General features: G+C 70.3%; 17 protein-coding genes. 9 read left to right on the top strand and 8 right to left on the bottom strand.

Annotated elements, in window-relative coordinates; genetic code table 11:
- Positions 1-26 precede the first annotated feature (26 nt).
- Positions 27-287: a 30S ribosomal protein S20 gene (gene rpsT, locus OU416_RS21020; RefSeq protein WP_270928704.1), complete on the bottom strand. Its 261-nt coding sequence runs from the start codon at positions 285-287 to the stop codon at positions 27-29.
- 209 nt (positions 288-496) lie between these two features.
- Here rpsT and OU416_RS21025 point away from each other — a divergent pair, with 209 nt between their 5' ends.
- From OU416_RS21025 to OU416_RS21035, 3 genes are all read left to right on the top strand, one after another.
- The gene (locus OU416_RS21025; protein WP_270928705.1) at positions 497-1,303 is read left to right on the top strand and encodes a TSUP family transporter; all 807 of its coding nucleotides are present in this window, start codon (positions 497-499) and stop codon (positions 1,301-1,303) included.
- A gap of 230 nt (positions 1,304-1,533) precedes the next feature.
- Positions 1,534-2,397 carry an EamA family transporter gene (locus OU416_RS21030; RefSeq protein WP_270928706.1) on the top strand — a complete coding sequence of 288 codons (864 nt, stop codon included), beginning with the start codon at positions 1,534-1,536 and terminating at the stop codon, positions 2,395-2,397.
- 89 nt (positions 2,398-2,486) lie between these two features.
- Positions 2,487-2,867, top strand: a complete 381-nt coding sequence (locus tag OU416_RS21035; RefSeq protein ID WP_270928707.1) for a VOC family protein — start codon at positions 2,487-2,489, stop codon at positions 2,865-2,867.
- 40 nt (positions 2,868-2,907) lie between these two features.
- Here the strand turns inward: OU416_RS21035 and OU416_RS21040 are convergent, their stop codons facing one another.
- Entirely contained in the window at positions 2,908-4,479 is a 1,572-nt protein-coding gene (locus OU416_RS21040) for a carboxylesterase/lipase family protein (RefSeq protein WP_270928708.1), read from the bottom strand.
- A 141-nt stretch (positions 4,480-4,620) separates the two neighbouring features.
- On the opposite strand from OU416_RS21040, the gene OU416_RS21045 reads away from it, so the two are divergent.
- Complete coding sequence (locus tag OU416_RS21045; RefSeq protein WP_270928709.1) at positions 4,621-5,208, top strand: TetR/AcrR family transcriptional regulator; 588 nt, start codon at positions 4,621-4,623, stop codon at positions 5,206-5,208.
- 24 nt (positions 5,209-5,232) lie between these two features.
- On the opposite strand, the gene OU416_RS21050 is transcribed toward OU416_RS21045, so the two are convergent.
- Positions 5,233-5,838 carry a TetR/AcrR family transcriptional regulator gene (locus tag OU416_RS21050; protein WP_270928710.1) on the bottom strand — a complete coding sequence of 202 codons (606 nt, stop codon included), beginning with the start codon at positions 5,836-5,838 and terminating at the stop codon, positions 5,233-5,235.
- Positions 5,839-5,904: 66 nt separating this feature from the next.
- On the opposite strand from OU416_RS21050, the gene OU416_RS21055 reads away from it, so the two are divergent.
- Positions 5,905-6,939, top strand: a complete 1,035-nt coding sequence (locus OU416_RS21055) for a hypothetical protein (RefSeq protein WP_270928711.1) — start codon at positions 5,905-5,907, stop codon at positions 6,937-6,939.
- Positions 6,939-7,808, top strand: a complete 870-nt coding sequence (locus OU416_RS21060) for an alpha/beta fold hydrolase (protein WP_270928712.1) — start codon at positions 6,939-6,941, stop codon at positions 7,806-7,808. The genes OU416_RS21055 and OU416_RS21060 overlap by 1 nt, the downstream gene beginning before the upstream one ends.
- Positions 7,809-7,814: 6 nt before the next feature.
- Here the strand turns inward: OU416_RS21060 and OU416_RS21065 are convergent, their stop codons facing one another.
- Positions 7,815-8,798: an adenosine deaminase gene (locus tag OU416_RS21065; RefSeq protein ID WP_270928713.1), complete on the bottom strand. Its 984-nt coding sequence runs from the start codon at positions 8,796-8,798 to the stop codon at positions 7,815-7,817.
- A 60-nt stretch (positions 8,799-8,858) separates the two neighbouring features.
- Positions 8,859-9,446: a class I SAM-dependent methyltransferase gene (locus OU416_RS21070; RefSeq protein ID WP_270928714.1), complete on the bottom strand. Its 588-nt coding sequence runs from the start codon at positions 9,444-9,446 to the stop codon at positions 8,859-8,861.
- A gap of 130 nt (positions 9,447-9,576) precedes the next feature.
- Here OU416_RS21070 and lepA point away from each other — a divergent pair, with 130 nt between their 5' ends.
- Both lepA and OU416_RS21080 read left to right on the top strand, forming a co-directional pair.
- Entirely contained in the window at positions 9,577-11,427 is a 1,851-nt protein-coding gene (gene lepA / locus OU416_RS21075; protein WP_270928715.1) for a translation elongation factor 4, read from the top strand.
- Between the two features lie 226 nt (positions 11,428-11,653).
- Positions 11,654-11,824, top strand: coding sequence for a hypothetical protein (locus OU416_RS21080; protein WP_270928716.1), 171 nt, complete (start codon positions 11,654-11,656; stop codon positions 11,822-11,824).
- 44 nt (positions 11,825-11,868) lie between these two features.
- Here the strand turns inward: OU416_RS21080 and zapE are convergent, their stop codons facing one another.
- Positions 11,869-12,873: a cell division protein ZapE gene (zapE, locus tag OU416_RS21085; protein WP_270928717.1), complete on the bottom strand. Its 1,005-nt coding sequence runs from the start codon at positions 12,871-12,873 to the stop codon at positions 11,869-11,871.
- A gap of 67 nt (positions 12,874-12,940) precedes the next feature.
- Between zapE and OU416_RS21090 the strand changes: the two genes are divergently transcribed.
- Positions 12,941-13,537, top strand: coding sequence for a TetR/AcrR family transcriptional regulator (locus OU416_RS21090; RefSeq protein WP_270928718.1), 597 nt, complete (start codon positions 12,941-12,943; stop codon positions 13,535-13,537).
- Between the two features lie 208 nt (positions 13,538-13,745).
- On the opposite strand, the gene OU416_RS21095 is transcribed toward OU416_RS21090, so the two are convergent.
- Positions 13,746-14,813 (bottom strand): hypothetical protein, encoded by a 1,068-nt coding sequence (locus OU416_RS21095; protein ID WP_270928719.1) that lies wholly within the window; start codon positions 14,811-14,813, stop codon positions 13,746-13,748.
- A gap of 166 nt (positions 14,814-14,979) precedes the next feature.
- Entirely contained in the window at positions 14,980-16,446 is a 1,467-nt protein-coding gene (locus tag OU416_RS21100; protein ID WP_270928720.1) for an XRE family transcriptional regulator, read from the bottom strand.
- Between the last annotated feature and the right edge of the window lie 4 nt (positions 16,447-16,450).

Genomic DNA, 16,450 nt, shown 5'->3' on the forward strand with positions numbered 1-16,450 from the left:
GGGAAGGGGCCGAAGGCAGGCCGAGATCAGAGCTCGTTGACGCGCTGCGCCAGGGCCGACTTCTTGTTGGCGGCCTGGTTGCGGTGGATGACGCCCTTGCTGGCGGCCTTGTCCAGCTCGCGGCTGGCGGCGCGCTGCAGCTCGATGGCCTTGTCCTTCTCACCGGCGGCAGCGGCCTCGCGGAACTTGCGGATCGCGGTCTTCAGCGAGGACTTCACGGCCTTGTTGCGCTGCCGGGCCGCCTCGTTGGTCTTGATCCGCTTCATCTGGGACTTGATGTTGGCCACTGGTTCGCCTCTTTCGCGTCTGTCGAATCGGTCGTGCCGCGCTTGACTCGGCCCTGCCCGGGGGCAGGTTTCCTCCACGGCGGAACGCCGCACGGCACGGTCGACCATGTTAACAGCCGCGACCTGGGCGGATGTCGGCCGGGCGAGCGGGCGCGAGAGCGATCACATCGGCTCGGAACCGGCCCGCGCAGAACATAGGGTCGATCCTCGTGCTGGACGCCCTGAACTGGCCGGGTTTCGCCGACCTCTCGCTCGCCGGACTGCTCTTCCTCTGCGCGGCGGCGTTCCTCGCCGGGGCGGTCGACGCCATCGTCGGTGGCGGCGGTCTGGTCCAGCTGCCCGCCATGCTGCTGCTCCTGCCGGGCGGCGAGGTGATCTACTCGCTGGCCACCAACAAGGTCGCGGCGATCGCGGGCACCGCCGCGGCCGCCCGCACCTACGCCAAGCGCACTCCGATCGACTGGAGCGCCGCGCTGTCGATGGCGCTGGTCGCACTGCTGGGATCGCTGGGCGGAGCGATGCTCGCCAACGCGCTGCCCTCGCACGTGCTCAACATCATCGTGCTCGTGGCGCTGGTGGCCGTGGGCCTCTACACCTGGCGCAAGCCCGACCTCGGGTCGGTCGACGCGCCGCGCTTCCAGCGCCGCGTCCAGCTGCTCGTGATGCTCGCGGGCGGTGCGGTGATCGGCTTCTGGGACGGCATCGCCGGTCCCGGAACCGGATCGTTCCTGGTGTTCCTGCTGGTGGGCCTGGTCGGTTTCGCGTTCCTCACGGCCTCTGCCACGGCGAAGGTGGTCAACGTCGCGACCAACCTCGGCGCGCTGATCTTCTTCATCCCGGCGGGCAAGGTCCTCTGGGGCCTGGGCATCCTGATGGCGCTGAGCAACATCGCGGGCAGCGTGCTCGGCGCGATGCTGGCAGCCCGGCGCGGATCGGGTTTCGTGCGCCGGGTCTTCCTGACCGTGGTCGTCGGCCTCGTCGTCAGCCTCGGCTGGAAGATGGCCGCCGGCGCGTAGCGACGCGGCTCACAACGTCCTTCAGCCCGGGCGCCCGCGCGGCGTAGCATCGCCGCTGGCTGTGCCTAGGGTTCCGCTCCCGCTCCGATGCAGATCGCCACAACCAGGAGCGCGGAGGACCGGTCCGAGCGGCACCGGCGACCGCCGAACGGACGCGGTCGTACATCTGACGGGACAAAAGCCTGGAGGAACCCGGATGCCGCGCGCCCGCGCGGTGCGGAGAGGGTTCCATGGGATTGGTCGCCGTCGTCCTCGTCGTCGCAGCTGCGTTCGCCCACGCGGGCTGGAACTTCTTCGCCAAGCGAGCCGGATCGGCGGGCGCCGGTTTCGTGTGGCTGACCGCGACCTGCTCCGCCGTGCTGTACCTGCCGGTGGCCCTCGGGGCGCTGCTGCTGTTCGGCGTTCCGCCGCTGGGCGACTGGGTGCTGGGCGTGCTCGTCAGCGCGGTCGTGCACCTGGCCTACTTCCTGCTGCTGCAGCGCGGTTACGCGGTCGGTGACATGTCGGTGGTCTACCCGCTGGCCAGGGGCACCGGCCCGATGCTGGCGATGCTGATCGCGGTGCTGGCGCTGGGCGAGCGGCCGGGCTGGCTCGGGGTGGCCGGCGGGCTGCTGGTGATCGCGGGAGTGCTGGTGATCGGGCTGTCCGACGGCTTGCCCCGCTCGGGCGCGAGCCTGGCCGGAGTCGGGTTCGGCGTCCTGACCGGCTCGCTGATCGCGATCTACACGGTGTGGGACGCCTACGCGGTGACCGGCCTGGCGCTGTCCCCGCTGCTGTACGACTGGGCGAACAACTTCGCCCGCGCGGGCCTGCTCGCCCCGTACGCGGCCCGCCGCCGAACCCAGATCGCCGCGGTCTGGTCCGAGCACCGCGCGGCGGTGCTGGCGGTGGCGCTGCTGTCGCCGCTGGCCTACATCCTCGTCCTGTTCGCGATGCAGCTGGCCCCGGTGAGCCTGGTGGCCCCGGCCCGCGAGCTGAGCATCGTCATCGCGGGCCTGCTGGCCTGGCGCTTCCTCGGCGAGTCCCAACCCGGCCGCCGCATGGCGGGAGCCCTGGTCGTCCTCACCGGAGTGGTCCTCCTCGGCATCGCCTGATCAGCTAGCGCGGAGCGTTTGGCGGTTCCGGCGCTTCGCCGGGCGAGCTGATCCGGCGTTGCGGGGTTCGGCCGGGTAGGAATGGGCGCATGGACGTCTTGGCCAGCCGGTTGATCCTCCGGCCGCGCGAGTGGGACCGGTCGGTGCGCTTCTACCGGGACGTGCTCGGGTTGGCGATCGCCCGGGAGTTCCCCGGTGGCGCGGTCTTCTTCCTCGGGCAGGGACTTCTGGAGATCTCCGGCAGCGGCGGCCCCGGGCCGAGCCCGGACCAGGTGCTCTGGGTGCAGGTGCGCGATGTGCGGGCGGAGTTCGAGCAGCTCCGCGAGCGCGGCGTCACCGTGCTGGCCGAGCCCGAGCGCAAGCCGTGGGGCCTGGACGAGGCCTGGGTCGCCGACCCCGACGGCATGCGGATCGTGCTGGTGGAGATCCCGTCGGACCACCCGCTGCGCGTCGACGTCCGCCACCTCTGACGAAGGTGCGGCGGCCCCCGGTGGAACCGCCGCACCCGGTTCAGCTGATCGCGGTCCAGAACTCGTAGTGGTGCTCGGCGGCGAAGTCCCGAGCCGCGATGCCACCCGGCCGCCCGGATTCCAGCGCTAAGACCGCATTCCGGTCCCAGCGCGCGGCGCCGTCGCCGTTGGGGTCTCCGGTGGCCGCGAACCGCGTCCAGTAGCCGATCATCTGGTCGGCGAGCTCCTGCTGCGCCTGGTCCAGCGGCTCGGCCCAGTCCGCGTTGAACAGGTACGGCAGCTCGGCGGTGTGGTAGGCGCCCACCGGGTACGGCGGCTTGGGCACGCCTTCGTGCCACGGTGCGTCCTGCGCTGCGAATTCGTAGCTGTAGGTGGGTGTCCACCTGGCCAGTGCGGTGCCGGTGTCCAGCGAGGCCTTCGCCCAGCGGTGGTCGGTGATCGCGGCCGATCTCGCCAGGCTCGCACAACTGTCGTCGTAGCAACCGTATTCGCCGATCACGGCCTCGGCGTGGTCCGGGAACAGCTGCGCCACTTCCGCGCGGTACTGCTCGAAGCTCAGCGGCCTGCCGTTCATCAGCTCCGCACCCATGGTCATGAAGCGCTCTTCGTCGCGGTTGATGCCGTGCAGCACGGGAACCCGTGCGAACCGGCCGCTTTCCAGTGCCGTCGCCGGATCCGTCGGCAGCGCGGTGCCGCCGAGCGCGGGGCTGAAGTTCTCGCCCGAGGCGGCTTCCAGCAGCTCTGGCACGGGTTTGCGCCGCAGGCAGTCCGCAGCCGTCGCCTCGTCGGCGCATCCCGCGCGAGTTGCCAGTCCGATGCCCTGCTGCGCGGCGATGGCCCTCGGGCGCGGCGCGGAGGTGGTTTCGGGCGACCACTGAGCAGCGCACGGGGCGCTCTGGACGATCGCTCGGTGGAAGAGCCCGGCCGAGCCGGGGGAGACCAGGTTGTCGCACACCGAGAACCCGCCCCCGGACTCGCCGAACAGCGTCACGTTGCCCGGGTCCCCGCCGAATGCCCGCGCGTTGCGCTGGACCCAGCGCAGCGCGGCCTGCTGGTCCTGGAGCCCGTAGTCGCCGGACGGGCCGGCGGCGTCGAGGGCGGGGTGGCTGAGGAAGCCGAAGATGCCGAGCCGGTAGTTGACGGTCACCACGATGACATCGCCCCTGGTCACCAGGGGTGTCGGGTCGTAGCGGTGCGCGACGCCGTCGACGAAGCTGCCGCCGTGGAGGTAGACCATCACCGGTAGCGGCCGGTCCGCGGTCTGCCGCGGTGCGGTGACGTTGAGGTACAAGCAGTCCTCCGTCGTGCTCGGTTCGCCGATCTCCACGCCGACCTGCGGGCACGCGTTGCCCCTGCGCGTCGCATCGCGGGGCGCTTCCCACGGCTGCACCGGCTGCGGCGGGGCCCAGCGGAGGGAACCGGTGGGCGGTGCCGCGTACGGGATCCCGCTGAAGGACCGGATCTGCTCGGTCGCGGCGCCGCGCACGGGGCCGGAATCGGTCAGCACCACCGGGTCGTCCGGCTGCTGAGGTCCGCAAGCGGCGAGTCCCGCGGTCAGTCCGGCCGCGATCAGAACGGCGAACGTCTTCGAATGTCGCGTGCGGCCGGGCATGGGCCGCTCCTCTCCGTACGTGGACCGCCGGGTCGGCGGCCGGTGCGGAGGAACGCTATCCAGTATTTGGGCAAACGCGCAAGGCATTTGCGCAAGGCGATCGCCTGAGGCGTTCGCGCCATCGGCTGCTAGGGTCTGGCCATGGGAAATCGCGAGGACCTGCTGGCCGGGGCGAAGCGCTGCTTGCTCGACAAGGGCTACGAGCGCTCGACGGTGCGCGACATCGCGACCGAGGCGGGGGTCAGCATGGCCGCGATCGGCTACCACTTCGGATCGCGCGAGAACCTGCTCAACGCCGCGCTCTTCGAGGCGTTGGACGAGTGGGGCGCCGAAGTCGCGCGCACCCTCGGCGCCGAAGGCGAGGGCGGGGCCGCGGAGCGGTTCGAGGCGATGTGGGCGCGGATGATCGACTCGTTCACCAGCCACCGCCCGCTGTGGTTGGCCAGCGTCGAGGCGTTCATGCAGGCTGCGCGCTCGCCGGAGCTGCGCGACCGGCTGGCCGACGGCATGCGGCAGGGCAGAGCGGGGCAGGCGGCGGCGTTGCTGGTCGCCAGCGAGGATTCCCTCCCGGACGAGCAGGTGCGCAGCCTGGGCTCGGTGCACATGGCGCTGCTGTCCGGGGTGATGTTGCAGTGGATGGTCTCGCCCGACGACGCCCCGAGCGCGGCGGAAGTGGCGCGGGGATTGCGGGCGCTCTCCGGTGTGGTCTGGCCGGACGGCGAGAGCTGAGCGATCTCCTGTGGCCCGGCGCGCCTACGCGGAGGCGCTCGGCGTGATCCGGAAGGTGCGCGCGAGCGACTCGACGAGGAACCGGATCTCGTCCTGCGCGTCGAAGTCCTCGTCATCGCAGTGCAGGTACAGGCCGTCGAGAACGGTGATCGTCCACCGGGCCGCTTGGCTCGGCGAAACCGCCGGATCCATGAGGCCGTCCCGCCGCATCAGTTCGGCGAGTCCGGTCAACGCGTCCCGCTCGACCTGTTCGAGCTCGGCGAGGATCGCGGCCAGTTCCGGGTCGGCGGAGGCGCGTTCCAGCACCGCGGCGGCCATCCCGGCGGCGTTCGGCTGGACGAGGTCGCCCGCCATCACCTGCACGGCGGTGAAGAACGCGCGGCGCGGATCGGCGCTGTCGATCCGCCCGAGTTCGGCCCGGACCCGGGCGCAGTCGTCCGCGACGATCGCGCGGAAGATCGCCGCTTTGTCGGCGAAGTAGTGGAACAGCGCGCCCGAGCTGACGCCGGTGGCCTTCCGCAGGTCGCCGACGGTCGTCTTGGCGTATCCGGAGGCGGCGAACGCGTCGGCCGCTCCGGCGAGGATTCGTCGCCGTCGCTCCGCGTACCGGTCGGGATCGACTGTTCTCATGCCCGGCGTGCTCCCGTCGGTCGTCCGGTCATTAGTAGAACGCGCATTCTGCTAATGTAGGTGATCGTGACCGCCACCTCACCACCGCCCACCCGCAACGCCTCCCGGCGCCGCACGCACTGGGCACCGGTGCTGGGGCTCGTCGTCCTGTCTCCGATCGCCGCCGAATACCTGAGCGGTTACCACGGTCAGCGGCTGTCGGACCTGCCCGGGCTGCTGCTGTCCATCGGCATCGTCGGCCCGCTCTACGGCGGCATCGCCGTCTTGCTGCGCGAGGTCGCCAGGCGGACCGGGCGGGGCTGGCCGACGATCTTGCTGCTGGCGGCGGCGTTCGGGCTGGTCCAAGCGGGCCTCATCGACCAGGCCCTGGTCGACCGGGACTCGTTCAGCGGCTCGGTCTACTGGCAGGAGCTGCCCGCGTACCTGCCGTGGGCCGGGATCGACGTCAGCCAGCTGCTGGTGTTCGTCGGCGGCCACGCGATGCTCAGCTTCGGCGCACCGATCGCGGTGGTGGAGGCGTGCTCCGGGAGGCGGGCGCGTGAACCCTGGCTCGGTCCCGGCGGCATGGTCGTGATCGTGCTGGCCTATCTCGGTGGTGCCGCGGTGATCCTGTCGGACGTCCTCACCGCCGGTCCCGCTCCTGCTGGAGTGCTCGCCACCGTCGCGGCGATCGTCGTAGTGCTGGTGGTCGTCGCGCTGCGCCTGCCGCGAGTTCCCGAGCGCCGCACCGGAACGGGTCGGGTGCCACCGGTTTGGCTGCTCGGGGCGGGCGCTCTGCTCCTGTTCACCGTGCACGTCGTCGCACGTGGCCCGGAACCGGGCCCGTGGGCGTGGCCGAGCATCGCCGTGTCGGTGGTCGTGCTGGCGGTCGCTGGTGTCCTGCTCGTGCACTGGTCGAGGCAGAAGGGCTGGACACCGCGACACGAGCTGGCCGTCGCCGCCGCTCCGCTGCTGTGCACGGCCGGGATGGCGTTCGCCGTTCCCGCCCTGGTGCCGGGCAGCGATGTCGACAAGTACGCGTCCAACGCCGTGTTCCTGCTGGCAGTGATCTGTCTGCTGGTCTGGGCGGCGCGGCGGACGACTCGGATTTCCGGAGGGTGATGGCAGTGCTCGCTGAACCGACGTTCGTCCTGGTGCCGGGGATGGCCTCCACCGCCGCGGTCTGGTCACCCGTGGTCGGTGCGCTGGCCGAGCGCGGAGCCCGCGCTTGCCCGGTCGAGCTGCCGGGGCACGGGTTCGACACGCGCTTCCCCGACGGCTTCGCCGGATCGCAAGATCAGGACCTGCTGGCCGGTGCGCCTTCGCCGATCGCCGATCGCACGCTCGACGACTACACCGACCACGTCCGCGCCATCGTCGAGAAGGTCGCCGCGCACGGCCCGGTCGTGCTGGTCGGCCACAGCCTCGGCGGAAACGTGGTCACCCGGGTCGCCAACGCGGTGCCGGGCGAGCTGGCGATGCTGGTCTACGTCTGCGCCTACTGCTGCGTCGACGCTCCGACCGTGCTGTCCTACGCCCCGCGAGATCCCGACCCCGACAGCCCGCTGGCCCGTGCCCGCCGGCTGGCCTGGATCGGCGATCCCGCGTCGACCGGTGCTTCCCGCACCAACCCCCGCACAGCCGATCGCGAGGTCATCGACGCGCAGCACGCCCTGCTGATGGCCGACCTCGACCGGGAGAAGGTCCCAGCCGCACTCGCCTACGCCCTGCAACCGGACGAATCGGTCCAAGCGCTCGCCGGGGCGGCGCAGGCGAATCCGGCGACCTGGGGCACGGTCCCGCGCGCGTACCTGCGGACCCGGCGGGACGAGGTGATCCCGCTCGACGTGCAAGACCGCATGATCGCCGAAGCGGACGCCGCGACCCCGGAGAACCCGTTCGCGGTGCGCGATCTCGACACCAGCCACCTGGTGCCGTTGACCAGGCCGGGCAAGCTCGCCGATCACCTGGTCGCGCTCGCCCGGACCTGACGATCGCTACTCGATCTCGGCGATCAGCGCGTCGCGCTCCGCTTCGGGGAGGAACGAGGCGCGGAACGAGTCGGCGGCGAACTGCCGCAGCACCGAGTCGTCGAGCTTCAGAGCTTCTTGCAGCGCGGTGAAGTTCTCACCGACGTAGCCGCCGAAGTAGGACGGGTCGTCGGAGTTGATCGTCACCAGCACACCGGCGTCCAGCAGTCGCGGCAGCGGGTGCTGGGACAGCTCCGGCACGCAGCGCAGGCGGACGTTGGACAGCGGGCACACCGTCAGCGGAGTGCGATCATCGGCGAGGCGCTTGAGCAGCGCGGCGTCCTCCACCGACCGGATGCCGTGGTCCACGCGCTCCACGCCGAGCACGTCGATGGCCTGCCAGACGTACTCCGGCGGCCCCTCCTCGCCCGCGTGCGCGACCACGTGCAGGCCCGCGTCGCGGGCCCGGGTGAAGACCGGCTCGAACAGCTGCGGCGGGTGGCCCACCTCGGCGGAATCCAGGCCGATGCCGTCGATCTGCTCCAGGTGCGGCTGCAACGTCTCCCAGGTCGCCAGCGCCTCCTGGGGCCCGAGATCGCGCAGGAAGCACGCGATCAGCCGGGTGGAGATGCCGAAGCGCTCCCGGCTGGTCCGCAGCGACTCGGTCAGCCCGGTCACCACCTCCGCCAGCGGGACGCCGCGGGAGACGTGGGCCTGCGGGTCGAAGAAGATCTCGGCGTGGCGGACGCCCTGCTCGCGGGCCCTGGCCAGGTACGCGTCGGTGAGATCGGTGAAGTCCTGCGCGGTGCGCAGCACGGCCATCGACAGGTAGTAGAGGTCGAGGAAGGACTGCAGGTCGTCGAAGACGTACCGGCGGCGCAGGTCGTCCACGGTCGCGAAGGGCAGCTCCACGCCGTTGCGCCGGGCGAGGCCGAACACCAGCTCCGGTTCGATGGTTCCTTCGATGTGCAGGTGCAGCTCGGCCTTGGGCAGCGTCAAGCCCAACGACATCTGGCGGTCCTCCAAAAAGCTCGCTCGGTCGGGTTACCGGCGGTCAACGGTAACGACCGGTCACTCCGGGCGAACGGCGCGGGCCTGCACCTGCGCGCCCGCCCTGCCGGGCGGTTGCCAGGCCCACACCTGCACGTCGGTGAACCCGGCCGCCCGCACGTCCGAGTCGAGCCCGGCGCGACCGCCGGGCAACCACTGGGCGTGGGTGGACAGCAGCAGAGCGCCACCGGGGCGCAGCACTCGGCGCAGCTCGGCGAGCGCCGCGATCCGGTCCGGCCACAGCTGCACGTTGTTGACGCTCAGCGCCACGTCGAACGCGGCGTCCGGCTGGCCGGTCGACTCGGCGTCGCCGTCCTGCAGCGCCACGTTCGCCAGGCCGGTGCAGCGGTGCGCGGCGGCATGCCGCATCTGCTCGGAAGGCTCGACGCCCACCACCTGGGCCGCCTGCCCGGCGGCCTCCCGCAGTCCCACACCGGGGCCGGGCCCGATGACCAGCACCCGCTCGGCGCCGGAGAGCCGGGCCAGCCGGACGACCTGGTGCTCGGTGGCCGCGTTGTGGTGGGCCATCAGCCAGCCGCCCACGGTGCCCAGCAAACCGCGCGGGTGACCGAAAGCACGGTCCAGGGCGAACTCCGGAAAACCACTCATACGACCAGCTCAGCACCGTGCGAGCGGCGGTGGCATCGGGGATGACCCGGAGTTGGACATCGGGCACTTGGCGTGTCGTGGGACCATGGGGTGAACCCCCGCACCAGCCGACATCCGCGAGGAACACTGAGTGAGCAGTTTCGCCGACACCACGTTCACGCCCCCGGAGCGGATCCGGAACTTCTGCATCATCGCGCACATCGACCACGGCAAGTCGACGCTGGCCGACCGCATGCTGCAGCTGACCGGTGTGCTGGAGGAACGCGCGTACCGGGCCCAGTACCTCGACCGGATGGACATCGAGCGGGAGCGCGGCATCACGATCAAGGCGCAGAACGTGCGCCTGCCGTGGACCTCCGAAGGTGTCGACCACGTGCTGCACATGATCGACACGCCCGGTCACGTCGACTTCACCTACGAGGTCAGCCGGTCGCTGGCCGCGTGCGAGGGCGCGATCCTGCTGGTCGACGCCGCGCAGGGCATCGAGGCGCAGACGCTCGCCAACCTGTACCTGGCGATGGAGCACGAGCTGCAGATCATCCCGGTGCTCAACAAGATCGACCTGCCCGCCGCGGAGCCGGACAAGTACGCCGCCGAGCTGGCGCACATCATCGGCTGCGAGCCGGAGGACGTGCTGCGCGTGTCGGCCAAGACCGGTGAGGGCGTCGACGCGGTGCTCGACGAGGTCGTGCGGCAGATCCCGGCGCCGCAGGGCGATCCCGAGGCCCCGCCGCGCGCGATGATCTTCGACTCGGTCTACGACACCTACCGCGGTGTGGTCACCTACATCCGGGTGGTGGACGGCAAGATCACCCCGCGGCAGCGGATCCGGATGATGTCCACCGACGCCACCCACGAGCTGCTGGAAGTCGGCATCATCTCGCCGGAACCCAAGCCATCGGCGGGCCTCGGCGTCGGTGAGGTCGGCTACCTGATCACCGGGGTGAAGGACGTCCGCCAGTCCAAGGTCGGCGACACGATCACCTCCGAGCGCAAGGGCGCCGAGGAAGCGCTGAGCGGCTACCGCGAGCCCAAGCCGATGGTGTACTCCGGGCTCTACCCGGTGGACGGCACCGACTACCCGCTGCTGCGCGAGGCGCTGGACAAGCTGCAGCTCAACGACGCCGCGCTGACCTACGAGCCGGAGACCTCCGGCGCGCTGGGCTTCGGCTTCCGCTGCGGGTTCCTCGGGCTGCTGCACCTGGAGATCACCCGCGACCGGCTGGAGCGCGAGTTCAAGCTGAACCTGATCTCCACCGCGCCGAACGTGGTCTACGAGGTGGGCATGGAGGACGGCACCGAGCTGGTCGTCACCAACCCGTCGGACTGGCCGGAGGGCAAGATCAAGGACGTCTTCGAGCCGGTCGCGAAGTGCACCATCATCGCGCCGTCGGAGTTCGTCGGCACGATCATGGAGCTGTGCCAGAGCCGCCGCGGCCAGCTCTCCGGGATGGACTACCTGTCGGAGACCCGCGTCGAGCTGCGCTACACGCTGCCGCTGGCGGAGATCGTCTTCGACTTCTTCGACCAGCTCAAGTCCCGCACCCGCGGCTACGCCTCGATGGACTACGAGGAGTCGGGGATGCAGTCGTCGAACCTGGTCAAGGTCGACATCCTGCTGCAGGGCGAGCCGGTGGACGCCTTCAGCGCGATCGTGCACCGCGACGCGGCCTACGCCTACGGCACGAAGATGGCCTCCAAGCTGCGCGAGCTGATCCCGCGCCAGCAGTTCGAGGTGCCGATCCAGGCGGCGATCGGCTCGCGGATCATCGCCCGCGAGACGATCCGCGCGATCCGCAAGGACGTGCTCGCCAAGTGCTACGGCGGTGACATCAGCCGCAAGCGCAAGCTGCTGGAGAAGCAGAAGGAGGGCAAGAAGCGGATGAAGACCATCGGTCGGGTCGAGGTCCCGCAGGAGGCCTTCGTCGCCGCGCTGTCCACCGACGAGTCCAAGGACGACAAGGCCAAGGGCAAGAAGTAGCGCGATCTCCCACCGGTGCCGTCCTTCCCGCCTGGGGAGGACGGCACTTGGCGTTCTGGCGGGATTTTCGCGGAAGGCGTTCCGCCGCCCGCGGTCGCCGATCGTGCGAGGCGACCACGCTGATCGAGTGAGGCCTCGGGGCAGAAGGGTGCGTGCACGGGCGCGCGGTGACACCGCGAACCAGACTTCGAAGCGCACACCTCAACCCCCGAATGGAGACTGAGCAATGCGTTTGCGTTCGTTCGTGCTCGTGATGCTGGCGGCAACGGGACTCGGCCTGCTGGGCGGCGGCCCGGCCTTCGCCGGCGGCGTCCACGATGCCATCGATGGCACTGTGGCCACGGCTGACAAGGTCATCGACCCGGTTCGGAAGCTGGAAGTCACCGTGCTCGGTTGACGGCGCCGATCAGCAGCGAGGCCCCGCATCGCAGGTGCGGGGCCTCAGCTGCTGGACCCGAGGAGCGCGAGGCGGCTGGCGGTCCGGTCGGTGTCGCGGCCGCGGGCCAGGGTGCTCGCGATGTCCTGCTGGGCCACCACGTGCAGGGTCGCGTCCTTTTCGGACAGCACGTCCACGAGGTTGGCGAAACGCTGCTGTGCCTCGGCATCGCGGTGCGTCAACCTCGGGACGCCGGTGATCACCCACGTGCTGAACCGCGCGGCGAGCACGAGGTAGTCCTTCGTCGAGGTGGCGGTCGCGCACAGGTCGTCGAAGTCGAACCACACCACGCCGTCGCGCACAGCCGAAGCGCGCAGGGGGCGTCCGTCGACGTCGAGCAGCGTTCCTCCGGCTGCTGTGGGGATCCGGAGGTGCTCGGGCGGCGACGTCGACCAGGTTCCGCTCGCGAAGCCCGGGTTCCCGCGTCCGCCTGCTCGCCGGTAGTCCGGGCCGCCGCCGAGCTCGACCACGTTCAGATGCCCTTCGAGGAGTTCGATCGCGGGCTGGAACAGGTGGTGGAACAGCGGGTTGGGCAGCAGATCGGCGGGGCGGTAGTTCGAGGTGGTCACGAGCGTGACGCGGCGTGCGAGCAGGGTGCGCAGCAGCTTGGTGGCCAGCACGGCATCACCGGGATCGTGCACGTGGAACTCGTCGAAGCACAGCAGGTCAGTGCCGCCGACGAGTTCGGCGATCGCGCTGTTCACGGCGTTCGTCCGGTGCGATGACCGGGTTCGCGCGATTACCCGGTGCAGCTGGTCGAAGAAGTCGTGGAAGTGCACTCGCAGCTTGGCCGGGACGGGCACTTCGGCGAAGAACGTGTTTACCAGGAAGCTCTTGCCGCGCCCGACCGGGCCGTGCAGGTACAGGCCGCGCGGGCGGCGGAAGCGCTTCCGCAGGGCGGTGCCCAACCCGGCGAGTTCGTCGGCCACCAGCTGCTGCGCGGCGTCGAGTTCGAAGCCCTCGCGCGCGGCGGCCAGGTCGAAGCGTTCGCGCAGATCGGGGTTGTGCATCGCTCACCTCTACGTTCATAGAGCCTCTATCGATGTAGAGTATCGGTGGGATGGGGGAGGTCGAGTCATGTGTGAGCAAGACCGCCGCACACGCATCGCCGACGCCGCGATCGAACTCGTCGCGGAGCAGGGCGCTCGGGCGCTGACGCACCTGGCCGTCGACACGAGGTTGGGGCTGCCGCGCGGCTCGACGTCGTACTACGTGCGCACTCGTCGGGCGCTGCTGGAAGCTGCGGTGAAGCGGCTGTCGGTGCGGGCGCGGGAGGACTTCGACGCCTTCGCCGGTTCGGACTTCGCGCCATCCCCGGACGTTCGTGCTGCGGCCGACCGGATCGCGGTGCACCTGGACCGCATGCTGGGGGAGCGGCGCAACGACACCATCGCGAGGTATGCGCTGGTCGCGGAAGTGACTGCGACGGCCGAACTGCACGAGCCGTTGGCGCGGGCGGCCTTCTCCGAACAGCTGGCGGTGGGCCTGATGGAGTCCCTGCAGGCGCCCGATCCGGCCGCAGCTGGCGCTGATCTGGTCAGCCTGTGCGAGGGATTGGTCTTCGACCGGGTGATCGGCAGCCGATCACTGGATGCGCCCGAGCCGGGCAGTAAAGCCAGCCGGGAGCAGCTTTCGCGGGCGGTTGAGGCATTCCTGCGGGGTGCGGCCAGGTGAACGGCCTGCGGCGGGAAGTGGATGACGGGCCGAGGAGGACGCTCGGCCGCGGTCAGTTCTCCCCGGTCATGCCGCGCGCGGCGCAGGTTGGACCGGTGTCGTCAAACCCGGTGTCGAGGTGCGAGGTTCGCGTTGTTCTGCGAAGCAGGTCTGGTGGCAAATGCCCCGCATGTCCGCCGGATGTCCTTCGCGGTCGACGGTGCTGTGATCAGGTGCGTGCTTCGAGCGCCTTGCGGTAGCGGTCGGCGGCGTCCTCCACCACGCCCATGTTGAAGGCCGTGCTGCCGGGTTCGCGCTCTTCGGCGAGGAGCTGGAAGACCCAGAGGGGTGCGTTGACCTCCTCGAATCCCTGCGGGGTGTTGGAGCGGATCAGCGGGACGTTCGCGTAGAGGGAGGGAACGTCCGAGTGCTGGTAGCTCCAGCGGGCGGGCCATGCGCGAATCGCGGTTTCGCCCAGGTACCTGACCGCGCCATCGACGAAACCGTCCGCCGCAGCGGCCTTCACGGCATCGCTGCTGTCGTAGCGGTCCAGGATCAGGTCCTCGAGTGCGGACAGCGAATCGAGGGAGAAGTCGAACGGGAAGTCGGCGGGCAGGTGTTCAGCTCGCCAGCGCGCCAACGCGGTGTCCATTCCGGTCAGCCACCGGTCGAGGAAACTCCGGGACTCCTCGTCCATGTACCGGAGATCGTCGGCCAAGTACCAGGCGAGGGTGTCCGGTGCTTCCGGGAGCTCACCGTCCAGTGGGCCAGACCTGCCCCAGCTGTCCACGGGGAGGTCGAACTCCTCGCGAAGCGCATGCGCTTGATCGGGCGTGACCAGGATGTGCCAGATGCCTGCGAAGTCGCCCTGCTCGGCCACCGGGAAGAACTCGCGGGGGTCGTTTTCCCCGGGCGCGAGGTCGCCGAAGGAGTCCAGGACCGTGGTCAGGTCCAAGCCCGCGGTGGACTCGTGGTCCAGCGCCCACCAGAACGACCGTCCGTTGCGCCGGAAGTGCAGGCTCTCTTCGCCGTCCTCGTCCTCAACGAGCTCGATGTCGTCGATCAGCACCGAACCGCCGGAACAGGCAGCCGCCGCTCGCAGGAGCTCCGCGTACTCGTCCTCGGGATCGTCGACCTTGTCGGTCGGGACCAGCACGCCCAAGCCGAGACCGCCGAGAACCTGGACCAGTTCGGACGTGCTGCGTTCCGCGTCGTGATCTGCCGGAGCGTCGAGCTCTGCCAGCGCGGCTGCGGCTCGCGCGTCGGTCACGGCACCGAGCTCCACCAGCCTGTCCACCAGAGCTCGGAACGACCGAGGACCTTTGTTGAGCATGGCGGGATTCTCGCAGGTCCGGGCATTGTTCCGGCGGTGCTTCGCGAAGATCGTTTCAGCGGCCGGGCCGCTGTCGCGACAGCGCCGGGGCTCGGTGAATGGCCGAGGTCATCGCCGAACCGCGTCCTGATCAGCTCTGGTGGGCCTCCACGAAGGCGTAGACGTCGGCTTCGTCCACACCGGGGAAGGTGTCCGCGGGGAGCGCGGCGAGCACGTGCGAGTGCGCCCGCGCCGAGGGCCACACCATGCCCTCCCAGCGGCTGGCCAGGTCCGCGGGCGGGCGCTGGCAGCACTCGCCGTTCGGGCACTTGGACTTGGAGTGGTTGTTGGTGTCGCGCCCGCGGAACCAGCGCGACTCGGCGTAGGGCACGCCGAGGGTGATCGCGAAGTCGCGGCCGCGGCTCGGGTCGACGTGCGCGACGCACCAGTGGGTCGCACCCGGCTTGTCGGTGTACTGGTAGTAGGTCGAGTAGCGGTCCTGGGAGGCGAACACCTGGCGGCCGGACCAGTACCGGCACATCCGCTGCCCCTCGATCGCGCCGGTCGCGTCGCTGGGGAAGACCAGGCCGTCGTTCTCGTAGGCCTTGTAGATGATGCCGGTCTCGTCGTTGCGCACGAAGTGGCAGACCAGGTCCAGGTACTGGGTGGCCAGGTTGGTGAAGCGGTGCGCCGCCATCTCGTAGGACACCGAGAAGACGTCCCGCATGTCCTCCACCGCGAGGTCGCGCTCGGCCTTCGCGTCCTGCAGGAACGGCACCGCGGTCTGCTCGGGCACCAGGACGGCGGCGGCGAAGTAGTTCGCCTCGACGCGCTGCCGCAGGAAGTCCGCGAAGTCGCGGGGCTGGCTGTGGCCGAGGGTCAGGTGGCCGAGCGTCTGCAGCAGGATCGTCCGGGGGCTGTGCATGCCCAGCGATTCGCGGCGCAGGAAGATCCGGCGGTTCTTCAGATCGGTGACCGAGCGGACGGAGCGCGGCAGGTCGGTGACGAACCGCAGCCCGAAGCCGAGGTGGGTGGCGATCGCCTGGATCTGCCCCTCCGACAGCGGTCCGCCGTGGTAGCCGACCTTGTCCAGGATGCCCGCGGCCGCCTTCTCGATCTCCGGGAAGTAGTTGCCGTGCTTGCGCATCATCTGGCGCAGCTCGGCGTTGGCCTTGCGGGCTTCCTCCGGGGTGGCGACCTGCTTGGTCTCCCGGCGCCTGAGCTCCTCGTAGAGCGCGAGCACGTGCTCCAGCGCCTCGGTGGGCACGCGCTTGCCGACCTTCAGCGGCGGCACGCCGAGTCGCTGGTAGATCGGGTCGAGCTGCGCCTTCTCCACGGCGATCTCCAGCTCGGCGCGCCGGTTCGGCGGCTTCTTGGACAGCAGTTCGTCGACGGAGGTGCCCAGCGCATCGGCCAGCCCGCGCAGCAGCGACAGCTTCGGCTCGCGGTGGCCGTTCTCCAGCAGCGACAGCTGCGACGGCGCGCGCCCGACCCGTTCACCCAGCTCGACGAGGGTGAGTCCGGCGGCGCGGCGCAAGTGCCGCAGGCGCTGACCGAACACCAGAAGGTCGTGTTCCGTCGAAAAATTGCGGTCTTCTTCGCTGGCGAACTCCGTCATGGCG

Origin of the sequence: Saccharopolyspora indica (assembly GCF_027853965.1) — a bacterium.
GTDB lineage: Bacteria > Actinomycetota > Actinomycetes > Mycobacteriales > Pseudonocardiaceae > Saccharopolyspora > Saccharopolyspora indica.

Bases quoted from the DNA above. Each gene is read 5' to 3' on its own strand.
- zapE (WP_270928717.1), bottom strand. From the start codon at position 12,873: ATGCACAACCCCGATCTGCGCGAACGCTTCGACCTGGCCGCCGCGCGC.
- OU416_RS21065 (WP_270928713.1), bottom strand. From the start codon at position 8,798: ATGTCGTTGGGCTTGACGCTGCCCAAGGCCGAGCTGCACCTGCACATC.
- OU416_RS21040 (WP_270928708.1), bottom strand. From the start codon at position 4,479: ATGCCCGGCCGCACGCGACATTCGAAGACGTTCGCCGTTCTGATCGCG.
- OU416_RS21050 (WP_270928710.1), bottom strand. From the start codon at position 5,838: ATGAGAACAGTCGATCCCGACCGGTACGCGGAGCGACGGCGACGAATC.
- OU416_RS21090 (WP_270928718.1), top strand. From the start codon at position 12,941: ATGTGTGAGCAAGACCGCCGCACACGCATCGCCGACGCCGCGATCGAA.
- OU416_RS21030 (WP_270928706.1), top strand. From the start codon at position 1,534: ATGGGATTGGTCGCCGTCGTCCTCGTCGTCGCAGCTGCGTTCGCCCAC.
- OU416_RS21045 (WP_270928709.1), top strand. From the start codon at position 4,621: ATGGGAAATCGCGAGGACCTGCTGGCCGGGGCGAAGCGCTGCTTGCTC.
- OU416_RS21070 (WP_270928714.1), bottom strand. From the start codon at position 9,446: ATGAGTGGTTTTCCGGAGTTCGCCCTGGACCGTGCTTTCGGTCACCCG.
- OU416_RS21060 (WP_270928712.1), top strand. From the start codon at position 6,939: ATGGCAGTGCTCGCTGAACCGACGTTCGTCCTGGTGCCGGGGATGGCC.
- OU416_RS21035 (WP_270928707.1), top strand. From the start codon at position 2,487: ATGGACGTCTTGGCCAGCCGGTTGATCCTCCGGCCGCGCGAGTGGGAC.
- OU416_RS21080 (WP_270928716.1), top strand. From the start codon at position 11,654: ATGCGTTTGCGTTCGTTCGTGCTCGTGATGCTGGCGGCAACGGGACTC.
- OU416_RS21100 (WP_270928720.1), bottom strand. From the start codon at position 16,446: ATGACGGAGTTCGCCAGCGAAGAAGACCGCAATTTTTCGACGGAACAC.